Origin of the sequence: Kitasatospora sp. NPDC089913, assembly GCF_044748625.1 — a bacterium.
In the GTDB taxonomy this organism is placed as follows: Bacteria; Actinomycetota; Actinomycetes; order Streptomycetales; family Streptomycetaceae; genus Kitasatospora.
The window spans coordinates 187,388-204,599 of record NZ_JBIVGI010000010.1 but is presented as its reverse complement, the minus strand read 5'-3'; the positions used below and the strand labels follow the sequence as shown (position 1 = coordinate 204,599).

The window sequence follows — 17,212 nt, the reverse complement described above, 5'->3', positions numbered from 1 at the left end:
CCGGGCGACGGATCGGCGCTGCTCACCGTCCGCGCCGCCCCTTCAGCAGCCAGCCGAGCGCCGCGCCGGCGATCAGGGTGCCCAGCAGGGCGATCCAGAGCGGAGCCGTCACGGTGAACACCCAGAACTGGATCTGCACCTTGTCGAGGTTGGCGAACAGGAACCACACCGCGAGGACGACGATGACGCCGATCCCGATGTACCGGGTGGGAATCCCACCGATCTCACTGCGCTTGGCGGAGCCGTCCGAAATCTTGGTCACCCGTGCAGTCTGCGGGTGAATGGGAGGGTTTGCCCCGCCACGCGCCCGGGAGTAACCCGCACGGGGCAACCCCTCCCTTCGTCGCGCCACCCACCGTCACGCTCCGTGACGCCGCGTCATGGCGCGTCATGGCGCGTCGACGGAGGGGTCTCACCCCTCGTCCCGCCAGGAGCGCCACAGTGCCGCGTACGGACCACCGGCCGCCACCAGCTCCGGGTGGCTGCCGTACTCGCTGATCCGGCCGCCCTCGACCACCGCGATCACGTCCGCGTCGTGCGCGGTGTGCAGCCGGTGCGCGATGGCGATCACCGTCCGGCCCTCCAGTACCCGGGCGAGCGAACGCTCCAGGTGCCGGGCGGCCCGCGGGTCCAGCAGCGAGGTGGCCTCGTCCAGCACCAGGGTGTGCGGATCCGCCAGCACCAGCCGGGCCAGCGCCAGCTGCTGGGCCTGCGGCGGTGTCAGCGCGGCGCCGCCGGAGCCGACCTCGGTGTCGAGACCGGCCTGGAGCGCGTCCACCCACTCCCCGGCGTCCACCGCGTCCAGCGCCCCGCGCAGCTCGGCGTCGTCCGCCCCGGGGGCGGCCAGCAGCAGGTTGTCCCGGAGCGTCCCGACGAACACGTGGTGCTCCTGGTTGACCAGCGCCACCTCGGAACGCACCCGCTCGGCCGGCATCCGGGACAGCGCCGCCCCGCCGAGGGTCACACTGCCCCGGCCCGGAGCGTAGATCCCGGCCAGCAGCCGGCCCAGCGTGGACTTCCCGGCCCCGGACGGCCCGACCAGGGCCACCCGGCTGCCCGGGGCGACGTCCAGGCTGATGCCGTGCAGTACATCGGCGCCCTCCCGGTAGCCGAAACGCACGTCCCGCGCCTCGACCCGCCGCCCGCTCGGCCGGACCTCGTCGTCGTTCTCCGCCGCCGGCACCTCGTGCACGCCGACCAGTCGGGCGAGCGAGGCCTGTCCGATCTGCAGCTCGTCGTACCACCGCAGGATCAGGTCGACCGGGGCCACCAGCGCCTGCGCGTAGAGCACCCCGGTGGTCAGCTGGCCGACCGAGATCCAGCCGCGCAGCGCGAACAGCCCGCCGAGCAGCAGCGGACCGAGCACCGCCAGGGTGTACACCGCGTCGATGGTCGGGAACCACGCCGAACGCAGCCAGAGGGTGTACCGCTCCCAGGCGATCCACTCCGCCAGCTTGCGGTCGGTCAGCCGGACCCGCTGCTCGCCGAGCCGCAGCGCCTCCACCGTCCGGCCCGCGTCCACCGTCTCGGCCAGCACGGAGTTCACCGCCGCGTACCCGGCCGACTCGTTCCGGTAGGACTGCGGGGCACGCCGGAAGTACCAGCGGGAGGAGGCCAGCAGCAGCGGCAGGCCGAGCAGCGAGGTGAGCGCGAGCAGCGGCGAGGTGACCACCAGGGCACCGAGGACCAGCAGCAGCGAGACGATCGCCACCGCCAGCTCCGGCACCGCCTCGCGCACCGACTTGTCCAGCCGGTCGATGTCGGTGGTGCCGCGGGAGACCAGGTCGCCCGTCCCGGCCCGCTCCAGCACACCGGTCGGCAGGGCCACCGAGCGGACCAGGAAGTCCTCCCGGAGGTCGGCCAGCACCCGCTCGCCGAGCACGGCGCCGCGCAGCCGCGACCACCAGGTGAAGGCGGACTGCACCGCCAGCGCGAGCAGGTACCAGGCCACGGCCACCGTGACGGTGGACCCGGCGGTGCCGGTGGCCAGCGACTCGACCAGGGTGCCGAGCACCCACGGCCCGACCAGCCCGGCCACGGTGGCCACCGTGTGCAGCCCGACCACGGCCGAGAACGCCCCGCGGTGGCGCCGGGCCAGCACCCGGAGGTAGCCGCGCACGGCGGCCGGGGAGCCGACCGGCAGCGTGGTGGCCGGCCCCTGCTCCTGCTGGACGGGGGGCTTCATGTGTCACTCCTCGGCTGGGAAGGGATCGGACGGTTCCACCGGGACGCGGCGGCGGGGCGCACCCCGGACGGCCCGGACGGGCGGCGGCGCCTCACGACCGCTCCCCCACCGGTGCCGGCGCCTCGGCGCCCGGCCCGACCCGTACCGGCTCCTCCTCGCGGGTCACCACCGCCCGGTAGGCCGGCTCGCCCCGCATCAGCTCGCGGTGCGAGCCGCTCGCGGCCACCCGGCCGTCCCGGACCAGTACCACCCGGTCCGCCCGGTCGAGCAGCAGCGGACTGGTCGCGAGGACCACCGTGGTGCGCCCCTCGCGGTTCTTCCGCAGCCCGGCGGCGATCCGGGACTCGGTGTGCGCGTCGACCGCGCTGGTCGGCTCGTCGAGCACCAGCACCGGCGGGTCCGCCAGCAGCGCCCGGGCGAGCGCCAGCCGCTGGCGCTGCCCGCCGGACAGCGAGCGCCCGCGCTCGGTGATCTCCGCCCGCATCGCATCGCCGCGGCCGGTCAGGCCCGCCGAGCCGTCCACCAGGGCGTCGAGCACGTCCTCCGCACGGGCGGCGGCGAGCGCCCCGGCGGGGTCGACCCGGCCCGAGGCGGGGATGTCGAACAGCGCCGCCAGGGTGCCGGAGAGCAGCACCGGCTCCTTGTCGTGCACCAGTACGGCGGCCCGCGCCTCGGCCAGCGGGACGGTGTCCAGCTCGACGCCGCCGAGCCGGACCGAGGGCTCCGGCCGGCCGTCCTCGGCCACCGGGACGTGCCCGCCGAGCCGCTCGGCCAGCGCGCCGGCGAAGTCCGGGTCGCCGCAGACCACCGCGGTCAGCTCCCCGGCCCGGGCGGTCAGCCCGGTGACCGGGTCGTACAGGTCGGAACGCGCCGGATCGGCCAGCCCGCTCGTCCCGGCGCCGTCGGTCCGGGCGAGCGAGAGCACCCGGACGGCCCGCCCGGCCGAGACCCTGGCGACGCTCCAGGCGTGCGCCGCCTCGCCGAGGATCCGCAGCGGCGCGGCCAGGAAGGCGGTGGCGCCGTAGACCGCGACCAGGGTGCCGATCGAGATCCGCCCCTCGGCCGCCTGCCGGGCGCCGTACCAGGTGATCCCGACCACGAACAGCCCGGGCAGCAGCACCTGCTGGGCCTGCATCAGGGACCAGATCCGGGCCGACCGGACGGCGGCCGAGCGGACCTTCTGGGAGGCCGCCCGGTAGCGGTCGAGGAAGAGCTCCTCGCCCCCGATGCCGCGCAGCACCCGGAGTCCGGCCACCGTGTCGGCGGCCAGCTCGGTCGCCCTGCCGCCGAGCGCGCGCTGCTCGGTGTAGCGGCGCTCGAACGGCCCCAGCAGCGGCCAGACCGAGGCGGCGAGCACCGGCACGCCGAGCAGCACGGCCAGCCCGAGCACCGGTTCGGTGGCCAGCACCGCGGCGCTCACCCCCAGCCAGACCACGATCGCCCCGCGCAGCCGGGCGACGAGCTCGACGTACCAGCCGATCTTCTCGACGTCCCCGCTGCCGACCGCGACGATCTCGCCGGTGGCGATCCGCCGGGACAGCCCGGAGCCGAGGTGGGAGGCCTGGCGGGCCACCAGCTGCCGGACCTGGCAGGCGGCGTGGATCCAGTTCCACACCGCCTGACGGTGCAGCAGGACGGTGCCGACCGCAGAGACCGCCGCCAGCGCCAGGGCGAGCGCGGCGGCCCGCCACAGGGCGCCGGAGTCCCCGTCGACGACGGCCTGGACACCGAGGCCGACCGGCAGCGGCAGGGCCGCCTGGCAGCCCATCTCCAGCAGCGACCAGCAGGTGGCGAGCACCTGCCCGCGCCGCTGGCCGCGCTGGAGCCAGCGCAGGAACCCGAGCGGGGAGGAGAGTTCCGGGCGGCCGGGGTCGGCCAGCGGGAGGGTTTTGAGCAGCATGACGCTCCGTTGGAGGCGGTGCGGGCGGAGGGCGAGGGGGGAGGCCGGTAGGGTCACGGCCGTGGTTCGTCAGGAGGTCATGGCAGCGAGACTGCCAACCCGGATGTGATCTGCGCAACAGGTTTTCCGCCCGTCGGACCCACCCCGTAGGCTGCTGCAAGCGCCGGTAGAGCGCGTCGGAAAATTTCTCCCGGACCGGGGAACAAATCCGGCGCCCCCACCGGTTGCCCCCTAGGAACCGTGGACGACCAGGAGAGGGCACTCCTTCCGTGAGCAACATCCCGAGCCTCGAGCTCAACGACGGCAACCTCATCCCCCAGCTCGGCTTCGGGGTCTGGCAGGTCCCGGACGCGGAGGCCACCGACGCCGTCCGCGCCGCGATCGAGGCGGGCTACCGCTCCATCGACACCGCAGCGATCTACGAGAACGAGACCGGCACCGGCAAGGCCGTCGCCGAGGCGTTGGCCAGCGGCATCGCCCGCGAGGACCTCTACATCACCACCAAGCTGTGGAACTCCGGCACCCGCGACTGGTCCGGCGAGCAGGGCCGCGACGCGGTGCTGCGCGAGTTCGACGCCTCCCTGGAGCGGCTCGGCCTGGACTACCTCGACCTCTACCTGATCCACTGGCCGCGCCCGATGCACGGCAGCTACGCCAATGTGTGGAAGGCCATGGAGCAGCTGCGGGCCGACGGCCGGGTCAGGTCGGTCGGCGTCTCCAACTTCGGCACCGAGCAGCTCACCCGGCTGGCCGAGGAGTCCTCGCTCGTCCCGGTGCTGAACCAGGTCGAGCTGCACCCGTACTTCCCGCAGGAGGAGCTGCGCGCCTTCCACGCCGAGCACGGCATCGCCACCGAGGCGTGGAGCCCGCTCGGCCAGGGCAAGGACCTCCTCGGCGAGCCGGCCCTGGTCCGGATCGCCGAGAAGCACGGCCGCACCGTCGCCCAGGTGGTGCTCCGCTGGCACCTGCAGAGCGGCATCATCGCGATCCCGAAGTCGGTCACCCCCTCGCGGATCAAGGAGAACCTCGACGTCGCCGGCTTCGAGCTGGACGCCGAGGACCTCGCCGCGATCGCCGGTGTCGCCACCGGCACCCGGATCGGCCCGGACCCGCAGGGCTTCGACTGGAACTGACCGGACCGGCGGCACCGCCCGCCCCGCCCCCCGTCAACGGCGAAGGCCGCCCTCCCGCATCGGGGAGGGCGGCCTTCGCCGTGTTGACCCGCGAACCGTCACCGGTCCGGGGCGGACGGCCCTCGGTCGAGGACGGCCGGCCGACGGGTGAGCGACGGACGACCGCGGAACGACCGGATGGCGAATCGTTTTGCCGGACGGCCGAGGCGTTCGCCTACAGCCGCGCCGCCTTGGCGATCAGCGCGAGCGCCGCCTCGTGCTCGTGCTCCTCCAGCGGAGCCAGCAGCAACCGCTGGACCTGGGCCACGCCCGCGGACGAGCGGTGCAGCAGGTCCTGACCCGCCGGCGAGAGCGACAGCAGGTTGCGCCGCCCGTCCGAGGGGTCGCGGCGACGCTGGACCAGGCCGCGCCGGACCAGCCGGCTGACCATCTCCGCCATCGTGGCCTTGTCCAGCGAAGCGAGCTCGCCCACCGTGCGCTGGTCGGCGCCCGGCTCCAGCTCGAGCGCGTCCAGCACCGCGTACTGCGGTGCCGTCAGCTCCGAACCGACGTGCTCGGACCAGAGCTTGGTGTGCACCTGCTGGCTCACCCTGATCAGGTAGCCGATCGCCCTCTGGGCGTCCAGCATCGGTCGCGCGTCCGTCAGGACGGCGACCTGGGCCGGCTCCAGTCTGGCTATCTTGGCCATGACACGGACAATCTCCAGCTGCTCCTCCGAGGTGAGCGGCTCGAAGAGCGTGCGCTGCACACGGACCACTCCGCCGGTGGCCTCGCGGACAGCCTGGGCGCCGCTCTGCGAGAGAGCGAGCAGCTTGCGCCGGCCGTCGGCCGGGTCTCGGCGCCGAAGCACCAGGCCGCGCCGGACCAGCCGGGCGACCATCTCGGCCATCGTGGCCTTGTCGAGCGAGGCACGCTCGCCTACGGTCCGCTGGTCGGCGCCCGGTTCGAGGGCGAGAACCAACAGGACCGCGAACTGCGGGGCCGTGAGATCGGCCCCGACATGTTCGGACCACAGTCGAGTGTGGACCTGCTGTGCAACGCGGATGAGGTGTCCGGGCGACTGCTGCAGTCGCGCGGACACGCGGGTCGTCGGGATCTCCCCCAGCACCATGTATCCGTCCCGATGTCACACCCGGTGTGTGTGGGACACCCGGGTGGGGCAGTAACGGCGAGTGGGCGTCCCGCTGTGAGGGAGGGCGCTCCAGCCGTGCAGCCGGTGGCTGCTGGCGGACACTATACAAACGGCAGGCCCTCGCTGGCAGGCAGGGGCGGATAGTAGACGCAGGTTCGGCAACATTGGCATATTTACTCGCCGCGCCGACCCGCCGGTAACCCGTTCGCAGGAGAAAGCCGACCGGTCGGTCCTTACCCTCGGTCACCTGCGCCTTCGCCCTGGCCGCGCTCCCTACCCGCCGGTAGGGTATGGCCACCCGGGCGGATCCGCCCTCCGGATCGACCCCGCGGAACCCGAGAGCCCGCCGTACGGTTCCTGGGAGTTCCCTGAGTACCGCGTTCCGGAACGGAACCGCGCCCGACCGGTCACCGGGGTGACCCCCGGCAGACACCCGAGCGACATCCGCGGACCCGATCCGGCGTCCGCGGACCCCCGAGAGAGACGAGACCGAGCATGACCGAGCAGACCACCTCCCAGCGGGTCGCCGTCGTCACCGGCGCCGCCCGTGGCCTGGGCGCCGCCACCGCCGTCCGCCTGGCCGCCGACGGGTACGCGGTCGCCGTGCTCGACCTGGAGGAGTCGGCCGGCCGGGAGACCGTCGAGCGGATCACTGCCGCGGGCGGCCGGGCCCTCGCGGTCGGCGCGGACGTCTCCGACGCCGCCCAGGTGGAGGCCGCGGTCGACCGGATCGTCGCCGAGCTCGGCGCCCCGGTCGTCCTCGTGAACAACGCGGGCGTGCTCCGGGACAATCTGATCTTCAAGATGACCGAATCCGACTGGGACACGGTCATGAACGTGCACCTCCGCGGGGCGTTCCTGATGACCCGGGCGGTCCAGAAGCACATGGTCGACGCCGGTTTCGGACGGATCGTCAACCTCTCCTCCTCCTCGGCCCAGGGCAACCGGGGCCAGGCCAACTACTCGGCCGCCAAGGCCGGTCTGCAGGGCTTCACCAAGACCCTGGCCATCGAGCTCGGCAAGTTCGGCATCACCGCCAACGCGGTCGCCCCCGGCTTCATCGCCACCGACATGACGGCCGCCACCGCGGCCCGGGTGGGCATGGACTTCGAGGAGTTCAAGGCCGCCGCCGCCACCCAGATCCCGGTGCGCCGGGTCGGCGAGCCGGAGGACGTGGCCAACGCCATCTCCTTCTTCGCCGGCGAGGGCGCGGGCTTCGTCTCCGGCCAGGTGGTCTACGTGGCCGGCGGACCCCTCGACTGAACCCGCGAACCTACGCAGGGTTACCACGGGGTGGGAACCGGCCCGGCCGGTCTCCCGCCCCGTGTTTTTTTGCCTGAATTTGGGAAGAGGCACACGAACACCATACGGACATTCGCTCCGAAAACGTCTCCGGAGCATCCCGAAGCGGCCTCGAATGATCGGAGAACGCCTTTGCCGCAGAATTCGGAATGCCCCCCGGTAATGCCCCCGGGGCCATTTGTGGGGTTACCGTCGGACCACCCGTCGAACGCCGGCGAACGACATCGAAGGACATCGAACGCCGTCGAAGGACACCGGACGGACACGCACTAGCCCTCCCAGCTGCGCACCACCAGCCCGTCACGCACCGCGAGGTTGAGCCGCCCCTCCCGGTGGTCCATCGTCATCGCCGCTCCCTGCGGCAGCACCCGCACCGAGGCCCACCCGTGCCGACGGGCCAGTTCCTCGGCCCGCTCGACCCGCAGCCCCGCGTAACCCTCCGCGTCCGTGTCCGTCATCGCCCCTCCCCGGCTCGCCCAGCGGACGTACGCTGGAATCGTAGACCGCCGGTGCGAGGACGGCCGGTACGGACCGGACCTCGTGCGACACGCCGGCCGGGGGCCGGCACCGGCACCGACCGCCGAGGACCGGCACGGACCGGCACGGACCGGGAGGTGAGCACGGATGCCCGCCACGACCCCGCGGCGGTGGCACAGCGGCACCGAACCCGCCACCGCCCGCAGCGACCTCAAGCTGCGCTACCTGCTCTCGCTGACCTTCACCCCGCTGTTCGCGCTGGCCACCGCGGGGTTCGCGGTCTGGGCCGCGAACGCCCCGGAATTCGGCGCGCCGAGCCGGGGCACCCTCACCGGCTTCGCCGTGGCCTGCGGGATCCTCACCCTGTTCGCCGCCGTCGACCTGGCCGTCGTGGTCCGGCGCCGCCGGACCGAGCTCTGACCCGCTGTCTCCCGCGGAGTGGGAACCCGGCGGCCCGGAGACCCGGAGACCCGGCGGCCCGGCCGCCCGAGACCCCGACAGCCCGAGACCCCGACAGCCCGAGACCCCGGCGGCCCGGCCGCTCGGTCCCACCCCGCGAGCGCGTCCGCGCCGACTCAGCGGCCGCCGACCGCCTGCTTCACCAGCGTCCGCCCGAAGTCCCACATCAGGCCGCTCCCCCGGTGCGCGTCCTCCATCACCTCGGTGAACGCCTCCACGAACCGGTCCACGTCCCGCTCGGTGATGATCAGCGGCGGAATCAGCTTGATCACCTCCAGATGGTCCCCGGACACCTGGGTCAGGATCCGGTGCCGCTGCAGCAGCGGCACCACCACCATCTGGGCGAACAGTCCCTTGCGGGCCGCCTGCAGGGCCGTCCAGCCGGTCCGCAGCTTCAGCGACTTCGGCCGCCCGAACTCGATCCCGATCATCAGCCCGCGGCCCCGCACCTCGGCGAGCAGCTCGTAGCGGTCCACCAGCGCGGTCAGCCTCGCCCGGAAGTAGTCGCCCACCTTGCGGGCGTTCTCCACCACCTGCTCGTCCCGGATCACCTCCAGCGTCGCCAGGCCGGCCGCCATCGCCTGCGCGTTGGAACCGAAGCTGGCCGAGTGCACCAGCACCCGGTCCATCGAGGAGTACACCTTCTCGAAGATCCAGCCCTTGCCGAGGGTCGCCCCGACCGGCACATAACCGCCGGAGAGCGCCTTGGCCGCGCACACCAGGTCCGGCAGCACGCCGTCCTCGTCCTGGTAGGCGAAGAACTCGCCGGTCCGCCCGATCCCGGTCTGCACCTCGTCGCAGATCAGCAGCGCCTTGTGCTCGTGCAGCAGGTCCTGGGCGGCCCTCAGCCAGCCGGGCGGCGGCGCCAGCACCCCCTTGCCCTGGATCGGCTCGACGATCAGCGCCGCGACGTCACCGCGCTTCAGCTCCTTCGCCAGGGCCCCGAGGTCGCCGAGCGGGATCGCGGTGTCCGGCAGCAGCGGGTCGAAGCCCTTGCGGAACCCGTTCTCGCCGTTCACCGACAAGGAACCGGTGGTCAGCCCGTGGAAGGCGTGGTCCGCGTACAGGATCCGGCGGCGCCCGGTGGCGTACCGGGCGAACTTCAGCGCCGTCTCGACCGCCTCGGTGCCGCTGTTGCCGAAGAACACCCGGTCCAGCCCCGGCGTGTACGACAGCAGCCGCTCGGCGAGCAGGCCCGGCAGCGGCGAGCAGTCGAAGCGGACCAGGTCCGGCAGGTCGAGGTCCATCACCTGCTGGACGGCGGAGCGGACCACCGGGTGGTGCCGGCCCAGCGCGAAGATGCCGAAGCCGGCCAGCATGTCGAGGTACTCGTTGCCCTCGGCGTCGTAGAAGTACTGGCCCCGGGCCCGCTCGTAGTACTTGTCGAACCCGATGGTGTGCAGCATCCGGGCCAGCTGCGGATTCAGGTAGCGGCTCTGCAGCTCGTACCGCTCCTTGCCCCGCTCGGCGAGCAGGGCGGCCAGGTCGAATCGGGCGGCGGTGCGGTCGTCGTCGGGGTCAGCCGGCATGGCGCTGGTTCGCTCCTCGGTTCGGAAGGTCCCGGTCCGGACGGTCCCGGGGCGGCAGCTCCCGGGTCGGAAGCTCCCGGTCCGGCAGGACACCGGCCGGAAGCAGGTGCTTGGCGAAGGCGGCGGTCTGGGCGGCCACCCCGGTACCGGTCAGCCCGGTCTCCTCCAGGATCTCCCCGCGCGCGGCGTGCCCGAGGAACTCCTGCGGCAGGCCCAGCACCCGCACCGGGACGTCCACGTCGGCGTCCCGCAGCGCCTGGGCGATCGCCGTCCCGACGCCGCCGGCACGGCCGTTGTCCTCGACCGTGACCACCAGCCGGTGCCGGGCGGCGAGCTCGGGCAGGGCCGGGTCGACCGGCTTGACCCAGCGCGGGTCGACCACGGTCGCGGTGAACCCCTCGGCGAGCAGCAGCCGGGCCGCGTCCAGCCCGGCGGCGGCCGTGGTGCCGACGGTGACCAGCAGGATCTCCGGCAGCTCGCCGGTGCGCAGCAGCACGTCCACACCGCCGATCCGCTCGATCGCGGGAACGGCCGGGCCGATGGTCGCCTTCGGGAACCGCACCACGGTCGGGGCGTCGGAGACGTCCACGGCCTCGCGCAGCTGGGCGCGCAGTTCGTCGGCGTCGCGCGGGGCGGCGAGCCGCAGTCCGGGCACGACCTGGAGGATCGACATGTCCCACATGCCGTTGTGCGAGGCGCCGTCCGGGCCGGTCACGCCGGAGCGGTCCAGCACGAAGGTGACACCGAGCCGGTGCAGCGCGACGTCCATCAGCACCTGGTCGAAGGCCCGGTTGAGGAAGGTCGCGTAGACCGCCACCACCGGGTGCAGTCCGCCGGTGGCCAGACCGGCCGCGCTGGTGACGGCGTGCTGCTCGGCGATGCCCACGTCGAAGGTGCGCTCCGGGTACGCCTTGGCGAACTTCGCCAGGCCCACCGGCTGGAGCATCGCGGCGGTGATCGCCACCACGTCCGGACGTTCGGCGCCGACGGCCAGCAGCTCGTCGCCGAACACCGAGGTCCAGGAGACGCCGGTGCTGGGCGAGATCGGCAGGCAGGTGTAGGGGTCGATCGGGTTGACGGCGTGGAAGCGGTCCGCCTCGTCCCGCTCGGCGGGCAGGTAGCCGCGGCCCTTGACGGTGAGGCAGTGCACGATCACCGGGCCGCCGAAGCCCCGGGCCTTGCCGAGCGCGGACTCCAGGGCGGCGAGGTCGTGGCCGTCGATCGGACCGAGGTACTTGAGGCCGAGGTCCTCGAACATGCCCTGCGGCGCGAAGGCGTCCTTGAAGCCCTTCTTGGCACCGTGCAGCGCCTCGAAGATCGGCTGGCCGACCACCGGGGTGCGCTGCAGGGTGCCCTTGCCCCAGGACAGGAAGCGCTCGTAGCCCTGGGTGGTGCGCAGGGTGGCGAGGTGGTTGGCGAGGCCGCCGATGGTACGGGCGTAGGAGCGCTCGTTGTCGTTGACGACGATGACCAGCGGCCGGTCCTTGGCGGCGGCGATGTTGTTGAGCGCCTCCCAGGCGAGGCCGCCGGTGAGCGCGCCGTCGCCGATCACCGCGACGGTGTGCCGGTCGTGCTCGCCGAGCAGCTGGGCGGCCTTGGCCAGGCCGTCGGCGTAGGAGAGCGCGGTGGAGGCGTGCGAGTTCTCGACCAGGTCGTGCTCGGACTCGGCCCGCGAGGGGTAGCCGGACAGGCCGCCCTTCGTCCGCAGCCCAGAGAAGTCCTGGCGCCCGGTGAGCAGCTTGTGGACGTAGCTCTGGTGGCCGGTGTCCCAGACGATCCGGTCGTGCGGGGAGTCGAAGGCCCGGTGCAGGGCGATGGTCAGCTCGACCACGCCGAGGTTGGGGCCGAGATGGCCGCCGGTCCGGGTGACGGCGTCGATCAGGAACTCCCGGATCTCGCCGGCGAGCCGGGGCAGCTCGGTGGCCGGGAGGGCTCTCAGGTCCGCCGGGGATGTGACGCTGGAGAGCAGTGACATGGCTTTCACCTCACGACTCGGAGCGGTGCGGTGGTGCCCCCGCCCGCGGTCGGGCCGCGGCCTCGCGGGGTGGGGGTCCGGCCCGGGTGCGGCCCCGGGCCGGACGGGGCGGACGGCCGGTGGGCCGTCCGCCGACGGGTGCGGTCAGCGGCCCCGGTTGGAGCCGACGGTCTCGGTGAGCGCCCGCAGGGACTCCTTGAGGGAGCCCATGGTGGCGAGGACGGCGGTCGGCTCGTAGCCGCAGTGGGCCATGCAGTTGGAGCAGCGGGCGTCCTTGCCGCGTCCGTACTTGTCCCAGTCGGTCTTCTCGATCAGCTCGCGGTAGGTCGGCACATAGCCGTCGGACATCAGGTAGCAGGGCCGCTGCCAGCCGAAGAGCGAGTAGTTGGGGATGCCCCAGGCGGTGCACTCGAAGTCGACCTTGCCCTCCAGGAAGTCCAGGAAGAGCGGGCTGTGGTTGAGGCGCCAGCGGCGCCGGTTGCCGCCGGCGAAGGTCTTGCGGAACAGCTCCCGGGTCTGTTCGACGCCGAGGAAGTGCTCCTGGTCGGGGGCCTTCTCGTAGGCGAAGGCCGGGGAGATCATCATCTCGTCGACCTGGAGGTCGTCGTTGAGGTAGTCGAGCACGTCGATGATGGTCTGCGGGGTGTCGGTGTTGAAGAAGGTGGAGTTGGTGGTCACCCGGAAGCCGCGCCGCTTGGCCTCCTTGATCGCCTCCACCGCCTCGTCGAAGGTGCCCTCCTTCGCCACCGAGGCGTCGTGCCGCTCGCGCAGCCCGTCGATGTGCACGGTGAAGGTGAAGTACGGCGAGGGCGTGAACTTGTCCAGCTTCTTGCGCATCAGCAGCGCGTTGGTGCAGAGGAAGACGTACTTGCGGCGTTCGACCAGCTGACGGACGATCTCGTCGATCTGCGGGTGCATCAGTGGCTCGCCGCCCGCGATCGAGACCATCGGGGCGCCCGACTCCAGGACCGCGCCGACCGCCTGGGCGACCGGCATCCGCTGCTTCAGCACCCCGGCCGGGTGCTGGATCTTGCCGCACCCCTCGCAGGCCAGGTTGCAGGCGAAGAGCGGTTCCAGTTCGACGATCAGCGGGAACTTGTCGCGTCGCTTGAGCTTCTGCTGCATGAGGTAGGTGCCGACCCGCACGGTCTGGCGCAACGGCATGGCCATGGCTAGCTCGCCTCCTGGGGGAGCGTCGAGGATGTGGGGTGGTGGTCGAAAGTGGCGGGCGAGGGCCGGTCCCGGCCCGCCCGGTCGTTCCGCAGGTGCCAGTCGACCAGGGCGGGCACCGTGGCGCGCAGCGTCCGCCAGGCGCGGACGCCGGCCGGCAGGGTCCCCGGGCGCAGCAGTTCCCGCTCGGGGGTGTCGACGACGACCCGCAGTACGGCCGCGGGCAGGCCGGGCCGCAGCTCGCTGAGGGCCGCCAGCACGGCGGCGGCCTCCATGTCGACGGCGAGCGCGCCCTGCAGGTGCAGGGCACGCCGTTCCAGGCCGCGCACCACGTGGTCGGCGGTGTGGTGCACGCCCGTGTGCGCGGTCAGGCCGCGCGCGGTCAGGGCCCGGGCGAGCCCGGGTCCCGAGCCGACGGCGAAGTGGTTGCCCTCGGCGTCGCGGACCCCGTCCGCGACGATCACGTCGCCGGGCGTGATGCCCGGGGCGACCGAGGCGCCGAAGCCGGCCACCACGAGCGCCCCGTAGCCGCCGGGGGCGGCGGTCAGCAGCCGTCTGACGGCGAGCGAGGCCCGCCGCCGGCCGACGCCGGTCCGCACCACGACGGGTGGGCCGCCGGCCGCGCCGCGCCAGTCCCCGCCGCGCAGGGCCCACACCTCGGGGCCGAGCGCGCAGAGGACCAGCAGCGGGGCAGCGGTCACCGGGACGCCCCGATCTGCGGGGTACCGGAGGCCGGCCGCCCGGCCGCGGGACCGCCGTGCAGGTAGCGGCCGAGCGCGGTGACCGGGAAGACCAGCCGGTACAGGTGGTAGTTGATGGAGAAGTCCCACGGGAAGCCGGTCCCGGTGAACTGGGGCTCGTCCCAGGTGCCCTCGGGCAGCTGGGTGCGGACCAGCCAGTCGACGCCGCGCTCGACGGCGGGGTTGGCCCGGCCGTCCGGTCCCTCGCCGGCCGCCAGCAGCGCCATCAGCGCCCAGGCGGTCTGCGAGGCGGTGGACTCGCCGCGCCCGGCCCAGCGCGCCGGGTCCTCGTAGGAGCGCATGTCCTCGCCCCATCCGCCGTCGGTGTTCTGGCGGTCCTCCAGCCAGCGGACCGCGCGGCGGATCGCCGGGTGCTCGGTGGGCACACCGACGGCGACCAGGGCGGGGAGCACCGAACCGGTGCCGTAGATGTAGTTGGTGCCCCAGCGGCCGAACCAGGAGCCGTCCGCCTCCTGGTTGCGCAGCAGCCACTCGACGCCGCGCCGGGTGCGCGGGTCACGGGCCTTGCCGACCTCGGCCAGCATCTCCACGACGTGGGCGGTGACGTCCGCCGACGGCGGGTCGACGACCTCGCCGAAGTCGCAGAACGGCAGCTTGTTCGCCAGGGTGCTGGTGTTGTCGACGTCGAAGGCGCCCCAGGCGCCGTTCTTGGACTGCATGCCGAGGTTCCACCGCACGCCCCGGTCGACGGATCCGGCGACCTTGGCCGGGTCCGGGTGGGCGACCCGGCACAGCGCCAGCACCACCTCGGCGGTGTCGTCGATGTCGGGGTAGGTGTCGTTCTCGAACTCGAACGCCCAGCCGCCGGGGGCGAGCGAGGGCCGCTGGACGGACCAGTCGCCGCGCTTGGTGATCTCCTCGCCGAGCATCCAGTCGACGGCGGAGACCAGTGCGGGGTGGTCGGCCGGGAGTCCGGCGTCGACCAGGGCGACGGTGGCCAGGCAGGTGTCCCAGACCGGTGACTGGCAGGCCTCCATCCAGCGCCGGCCGTCCGGGGTGTGCACGGTGAAGCGGTCGAAGGAGGCGAGTCCGGCCCGCATCACGGGGTGGTCGAGCTCGTAGCCCTCCAGGTGCAGGGCGATCAGCGAGTAGACGGCGGGCGGCTGGATGCCGCCCCAGCAGCCGTCGGCCTCCTGGCGTTCGACGATCCAGCGGCAGGCCTGGGAGACGGCGAGCCTGCGCAGCGGGCGCAGGGCGCGGTGGTGGTAGGCGTGCAGGGCCTTGTCCAGGCGTTCGAACAGGCCGTCCCAGCTGGTGGCCGGGGCGAGCGGCCGGACGGGGAAGGGGTCGTCCGGGTCGGTGTGCAGCTCGGTGAGCGCGAAGGGCGCCGGGCGTACCGGCCGGTGCGCGGAGACGACGGTCAGCGGGACGATGGTCTGCCGGGCCCAGCAGCCGAAGGCGTAGATGTTGAGGGGCAGCCACCTCGGCAGGAACATGATCTCGGGCGGCATCTCCGGCAGCCGTTCCCACGGCCACCAGCCGAACAGCGCGAGCCAGATCCGGGTGAACACCCGGGCGGCGGCGATCCCGCCGGCGGACCGGATCCAGCGCGCGGCGGCCATCATGTGCGGGTCGCCCGGATCGTCGCCCGCGAGCTTGAGGGCGACGTACGCCTCGACGGTGGTGGACAGCTCGGCCGGTCCGCCGTGGAAGGTGGACCAGGTGCCGTCCTCGCGCTGGTGGGAGCGGATCCATTCGGCGGTGGCCTTGGTCTGCTCCTCGGTCCGGATCCCGAGGAACTGCCGGAGCAGTAAGTCCTCGGCGTCCATGGTGACGTTGGTCTCCAGATCGCCCTTCCACCACCCCTCCGAACTCTGCAGGGAGAGCAGGTGGGTGGTGGCGCGGGCCAGTGCCTCCTCGGCGGAGGCGGCCCCGTTCTGCACTTGCTCGGTCCGGTCGGCCGACGCGGCGGCGGCCCCCTCGGGCTGCCACTCCCCGGCGCCCAGCAGCGCCGGGGCGAGGCCGCCCACCGCGACCGGCTCGGGATCGTACTCAGGGTCGAGCCGGCCGTCCGCGGTTGCTGTCAACGTAACGTCACCTCTCTCGTACCACCACGAATTCGGCGAGTGCGACGAAGTGCTCGCGCACCACATCGGGCATGGGCACCTCGTCCAGAGCGGCGAGGGCAGTCGTGTGCTGGCGGCGGGCCTCCTCCTGGGTCCAGGCGCGGCCGCCGGCCTGCTCGATCAGCAGGGCGCGGGCGGCCAGCTCGGTCTCGCTCTCCTCGCCGCGCCCCTTGGGGTCGGCGAGCTGTTCGGCCAGTTCGCGGGAGGCGGGACCGCCCTCGGCGAGCGCCGCGGCGACCGGCAGGGACTTCTTGCGCTGGCGCAGGTCGCCCCAGTGCGGCTTGCCGGTGACCTCGGTGGCGCCCCAGATGCCGAGCAGGTCGTCCACCGCCTGGAAGGCCAGGCCCAGGTGGTCGCCGAAGCGCTGGAGCGAGTCCGAGACCCGGTCGTCGGCCCCGGCCAGGACGGCGCCGAGCGCGGCGCCGGCGGAGAGCAGGGCGGCGGTCTTGCCGCCCTCCATCTCCAGGCACTCGGCGACGGTGACGGTGTCCCGCTGCTCGAAGGCGACATCCATCGCCTGCCCGTCGATCAGCCGACGGCTGGCGGTGTTGAGCAGCCGGACGGCACGCGCGGCGTCGGTGGGGCTCGCGCCGCCCGCGGTCGCGGCGTCGAGCAGCACCTCCGTACCGAGCGTGGCCAGGGCGTCACCGACCAGGATCGCCTGGGCCGGACCGAAGACCGTCCAGGCGGTGGCCCGGTGGCGCCGGGTCTCGTCACCGTCCATCAGATCATCATGGAGCAGGGAGAAGTTGTGCACCAGTTCAACAGCGACCCCACCGGGCACCCCGGCCTCCGCCGGGGCACCGGCGGCCTGGGCCGAGAGCAGCGCCAGGGTGGGGCGCACGGCCTTGCCGCCGTCCCCCGCGACCGGCGTGCCGTCCCGGTCGATCCAGCCGAAGTGGTACGCCGCGACGGTGTCCATGGGTGCGGCCAGTCGGGCGACGGCGGCCCTCAGCGGCGGGGTGCAGAGCGCGCGGGTGCGGTTGAGCAGTTCCGGCACCGAGACCGGTCCGGCATGTGCCGTGCCTCCGCCGACGGTGCCGGTGCGTGACTCCACGTACGTTCCCTCTCCCTGGTGGTGCCTGGCCGCGTGGGACGGCCCGAGGCTGGCGGTGATGGTGCG

At 73.3% G+C, this 17,212-nt stretch carries 14 protein-coding genes; 3 read left to right on the top strand and 11 right to left on the bottom strand.

Annotated features, from left to right (window positions below):
* Nucleotides 1-22 precede the first annotated feature (22 nt).
* The 3 genes from ACIPYS_RS18135 to ACIPYS_RS18125 form a co-directional block, all read right to left on the bottom strand.
* A complete protein-coding gene (locus ACIPYS_RS18135) occupies nt 23-262 on the bottom strand; it encodes a lipopolysaccharide assembly protein LapA domain-containing protein (RefSeq protein WP_093859457.1) in 240 nt (79 codons plus the stop codon).
* Between the two features lie 150 nt (nt 263-412).
* On the bottom strand, nt 413-2,185 hold the full coding sequence (locus tag ACIPYS_RS18130) for an ABC transporter ATP-binding protein (protein ID WP_093859458.1): 1,773 nt from the start codon (nt 2,183-2,185) through the stop codon (nt 413-415).
* Nucleotides 2,186-2,276: 91 nt separating this feature from the next.
* On the bottom strand, nt 2,277-4,085 hold the full coding sequence (locus ACIPYS_RS18125) for an ABC transporter transmembrane domain-containing protein (RefSeq protein ID WP_400747209.1): 1,809 nt from the start codon (nt 4,083-4,085) through the stop codon (nt 2,277-2,279).
* 269 nt (nt 4,086-4,354) lie between these two features.
* Between ACIPYS_RS18125 and ACIPYS_RS18120 the strand changes: the two genes are divergently transcribed.
* Entirely contained in the window at nt 4,355-5,218 is an 864-nt protein-coding gene (locus ACIPYS_RS18120) for an aldo/keto reductase (RefSeq protein WP_400747207.1), read from the top strand.
* Nucleotides 5,219-5,432: 214 nt separating this feature from the next.
* On the opposite strand, the gene ACIPYS_RS18115 is transcribed toward ACIPYS_RS18120, so the two are convergent.
* Nucleotides 5,433-6,329 (bottom strand): MarR family winged helix-turn-helix transcriptional regulator, encoded by an 897-nt coding sequence (locus tag ACIPYS_RS18115; RefSeq protein ID WP_051742929.1) that lies wholly within the window; start codon nt 6,327-6,329, stop codon nt 5,433-5,435.
* A gap of 516 nt (nt 6,330-6,845) precedes the next feature.
* Here ACIPYS_RS18115 and fabG point away from each other — a divergent pair.
* The gene (gene fabG / locus ACIPYS_RS18110) at nt 6,846-7,613 is read left to right on the top strand and encodes a 3-oxoacyl-ACP reductase FabG (protein WP_093859461.1); all 768 of its coding nucleotides are present in this window, start codon (nt 6,846-6,848) and stop codon (nt 7,611-7,613) included.
* 308 nt (nt 7,614-7,921) lie between these two features.
* Here the strand turns inward: fabG and ACIPYS_RS18105 are convergent, their stop codons facing one another.
* Complete coding sequence (locus ACIPYS_RS18105; RefSeq protein WP_093859462.1) at nt 7,922-8,110, bottom strand: I78 family peptidase inhibitor; 189 nt, start codon at nt 8,108-8,110, stop codon at nt 7,922-7,924.
* Between the two features lie 166 nt (nt 8,111-8,276).
* Between ACIPYS_RS18105 and ACIPYS_RS18100 the strand changes: the two genes are divergently transcribed.
* Entirely contained in the window at nt 8,277-8,549 is a 273-nt protein-coding gene (locus ACIPYS_RS18100; RefSeq protein WP_093859463.1) for a DUF6343 family protein, read from the top strand.
* A gap of 155 nt (nt 8,550-8,704) precedes the next feature.
* Here ACIPYS_RS18100 and ACIPYS_RS18095 read toward each other — a convergent pair whose 3' ends face one another.
* The 6 genes from ACIPYS_RS18095 to ACIPYS_RS18070 all read right to left on the bottom strand — a co-directional run bounded on the left by ACIPYS_RS18095 (nt 8,705) and on the right by ACIPYS_RS18070 (nt 17,146).
* Nucleotides 8,705-10,117: an aspartate aminotransferase family protein gene (locus ACIPYS_RS18095; protein ID WP_093859464.1), complete on the bottom strand. Its 1,413-nt coding sequence runs from the start codon at nt 10,115-10,117 to the stop codon at nt 8,705-8,707.
* A complete protein-coding gene (gene dxs, locus ACIPYS_RS18090) occupies nt 10,107-12,092 on the bottom strand; it encodes a 1-deoxy-D-xylulose-5-phosphate synthase (protein ID WP_400747203.1) in 1,986 nt (661 codons plus the stop codon). The genes ACIPYS_RS18095 and dxs overlap by 11 nt, the downstream gene beginning before the upstream one ends.
* 144 nt (nt 12,093-12,236) lie before the next feature.
* Nucleotides 12,237-13,262 carry an adenosyl-hopene transferase HpnH gene (gene hpnH, locus ACIPYS_RS18085; protein WP_093859466.1) on the bottom strand — a complete coding sequence of 342 codons (1,026 nt, stop codon included), beginning with the start codon at nt 13,260-13,262 and terminating at the stop codon, nt 12,237-12,239.
* A gap of 2 nt (nt 13,263-13,264) precedes the next feature.
* On the bottom strand, nt 13,265-13,963 hold the full coding sequence (locus ACIPYS_RS18080) for a 1-hydroxy-2-methyl-2-butenyl 4-diphosphate reductase (RefSeq protein WP_400747201.1): 699 nt from the start codon (nt 13,961-13,963) through the stop codon (nt 13,265-13,267).
* Complete coding sequence (shc, locus tag ACIPYS_RS18075) at nt 13,960-15,906, bottom strand: squalene--hopene cyclase (RefSeq protein WP_231978705.1); 1,947 nt, start codon at nt 15,904-15,906, stop codon at nt 13,960-13,962. The genes ACIPYS_RS18080 and shc overlap by 4 nt, the downstream gene beginning before the upstream one ends.
* A gap of 151 nt (nt 15,907-16,057) precedes the next feature.
* Nucleotides 16,058-17,146 carry a polyprenyl synthetase family protein gene (locus tag ACIPYS_RS18070; protein ID WP_093864729.1) on the bottom strand — a complete coding sequence of 363 codons (1,089 nt, stop codon included), beginning with the start codon at nt 17,144-17,146 and terminating at the stop codon, nt 16,058-16,060.
* Nucleotides 17,147-17,212 lie beyond the last annotated feature (66 nt).

Bases quoted from the DNA above. Each gene is read 5' to 3' on its own strand.
- ACIPYS_RS18125 (WP_400747209.1), bottom strand. From the start codon at position 4,085: ATGCTGCTCAAAACCCTCCCGCTGGCCGACCCCGGCCGCCCGGAACTC.
- ACIPYS_RS18115 (WP_051742929.1), bottom strand. From the start codon at position 6,329: ATGGTGCTGGGGGAGATCCCGACGACCCGCGTGTCCGCGCGACTGCAG.
- ACIPYS_RS18105 (WP_093859462.1), bottom strand. From the start codon at position 8,110: ATGACGGACACGGACGCGGAGGGTTACGCGGGGCTGCGGGTCGAGCGG.
- fabG (WP_093859461.1), top strand. From the start codon at position 6,846: ATGACCGAGCAGACCACCTCCCAGCGGGTCGCCGTCGTCACCGGCGCC.
- ACIPYS_RS18130 (WP_093859458.1), bottom strand. From the start codon at position 2,185: ATGAAGCCCCCCGTCCAGCAGGAGCAGGGGCCGGCCACCACGCTGCCG.
- hpnH (WP_093859466.1), bottom strand. From the start codon at position 13,262: ATGGCCATGCCGTTGCGCCAGACCGTGCGGGTCGGCACCTACCTCATG.
- dxs (WP_400747203.1), bottom strand. From the start codon at position 12,092: ATGTCACTGCTCTCCAGCGTCACATCCCCGGCGGACCTGAGAGCCCTC.
- ACIPYS_RS18095 (WP_093859464.1), bottom strand. From the start codon at position 10,117: ATGCCGGCTGACCCCGACGACGACCGCACCGCCGCCCGATTCGACCTG.
- ACIPYS_RS18100 (WP_093859463.1), top strand. From the start codon at position 8,277: ATGCCCGCCACGACCCCGCGGCGGTGGCACAGCGGCACCGAACCCGCC.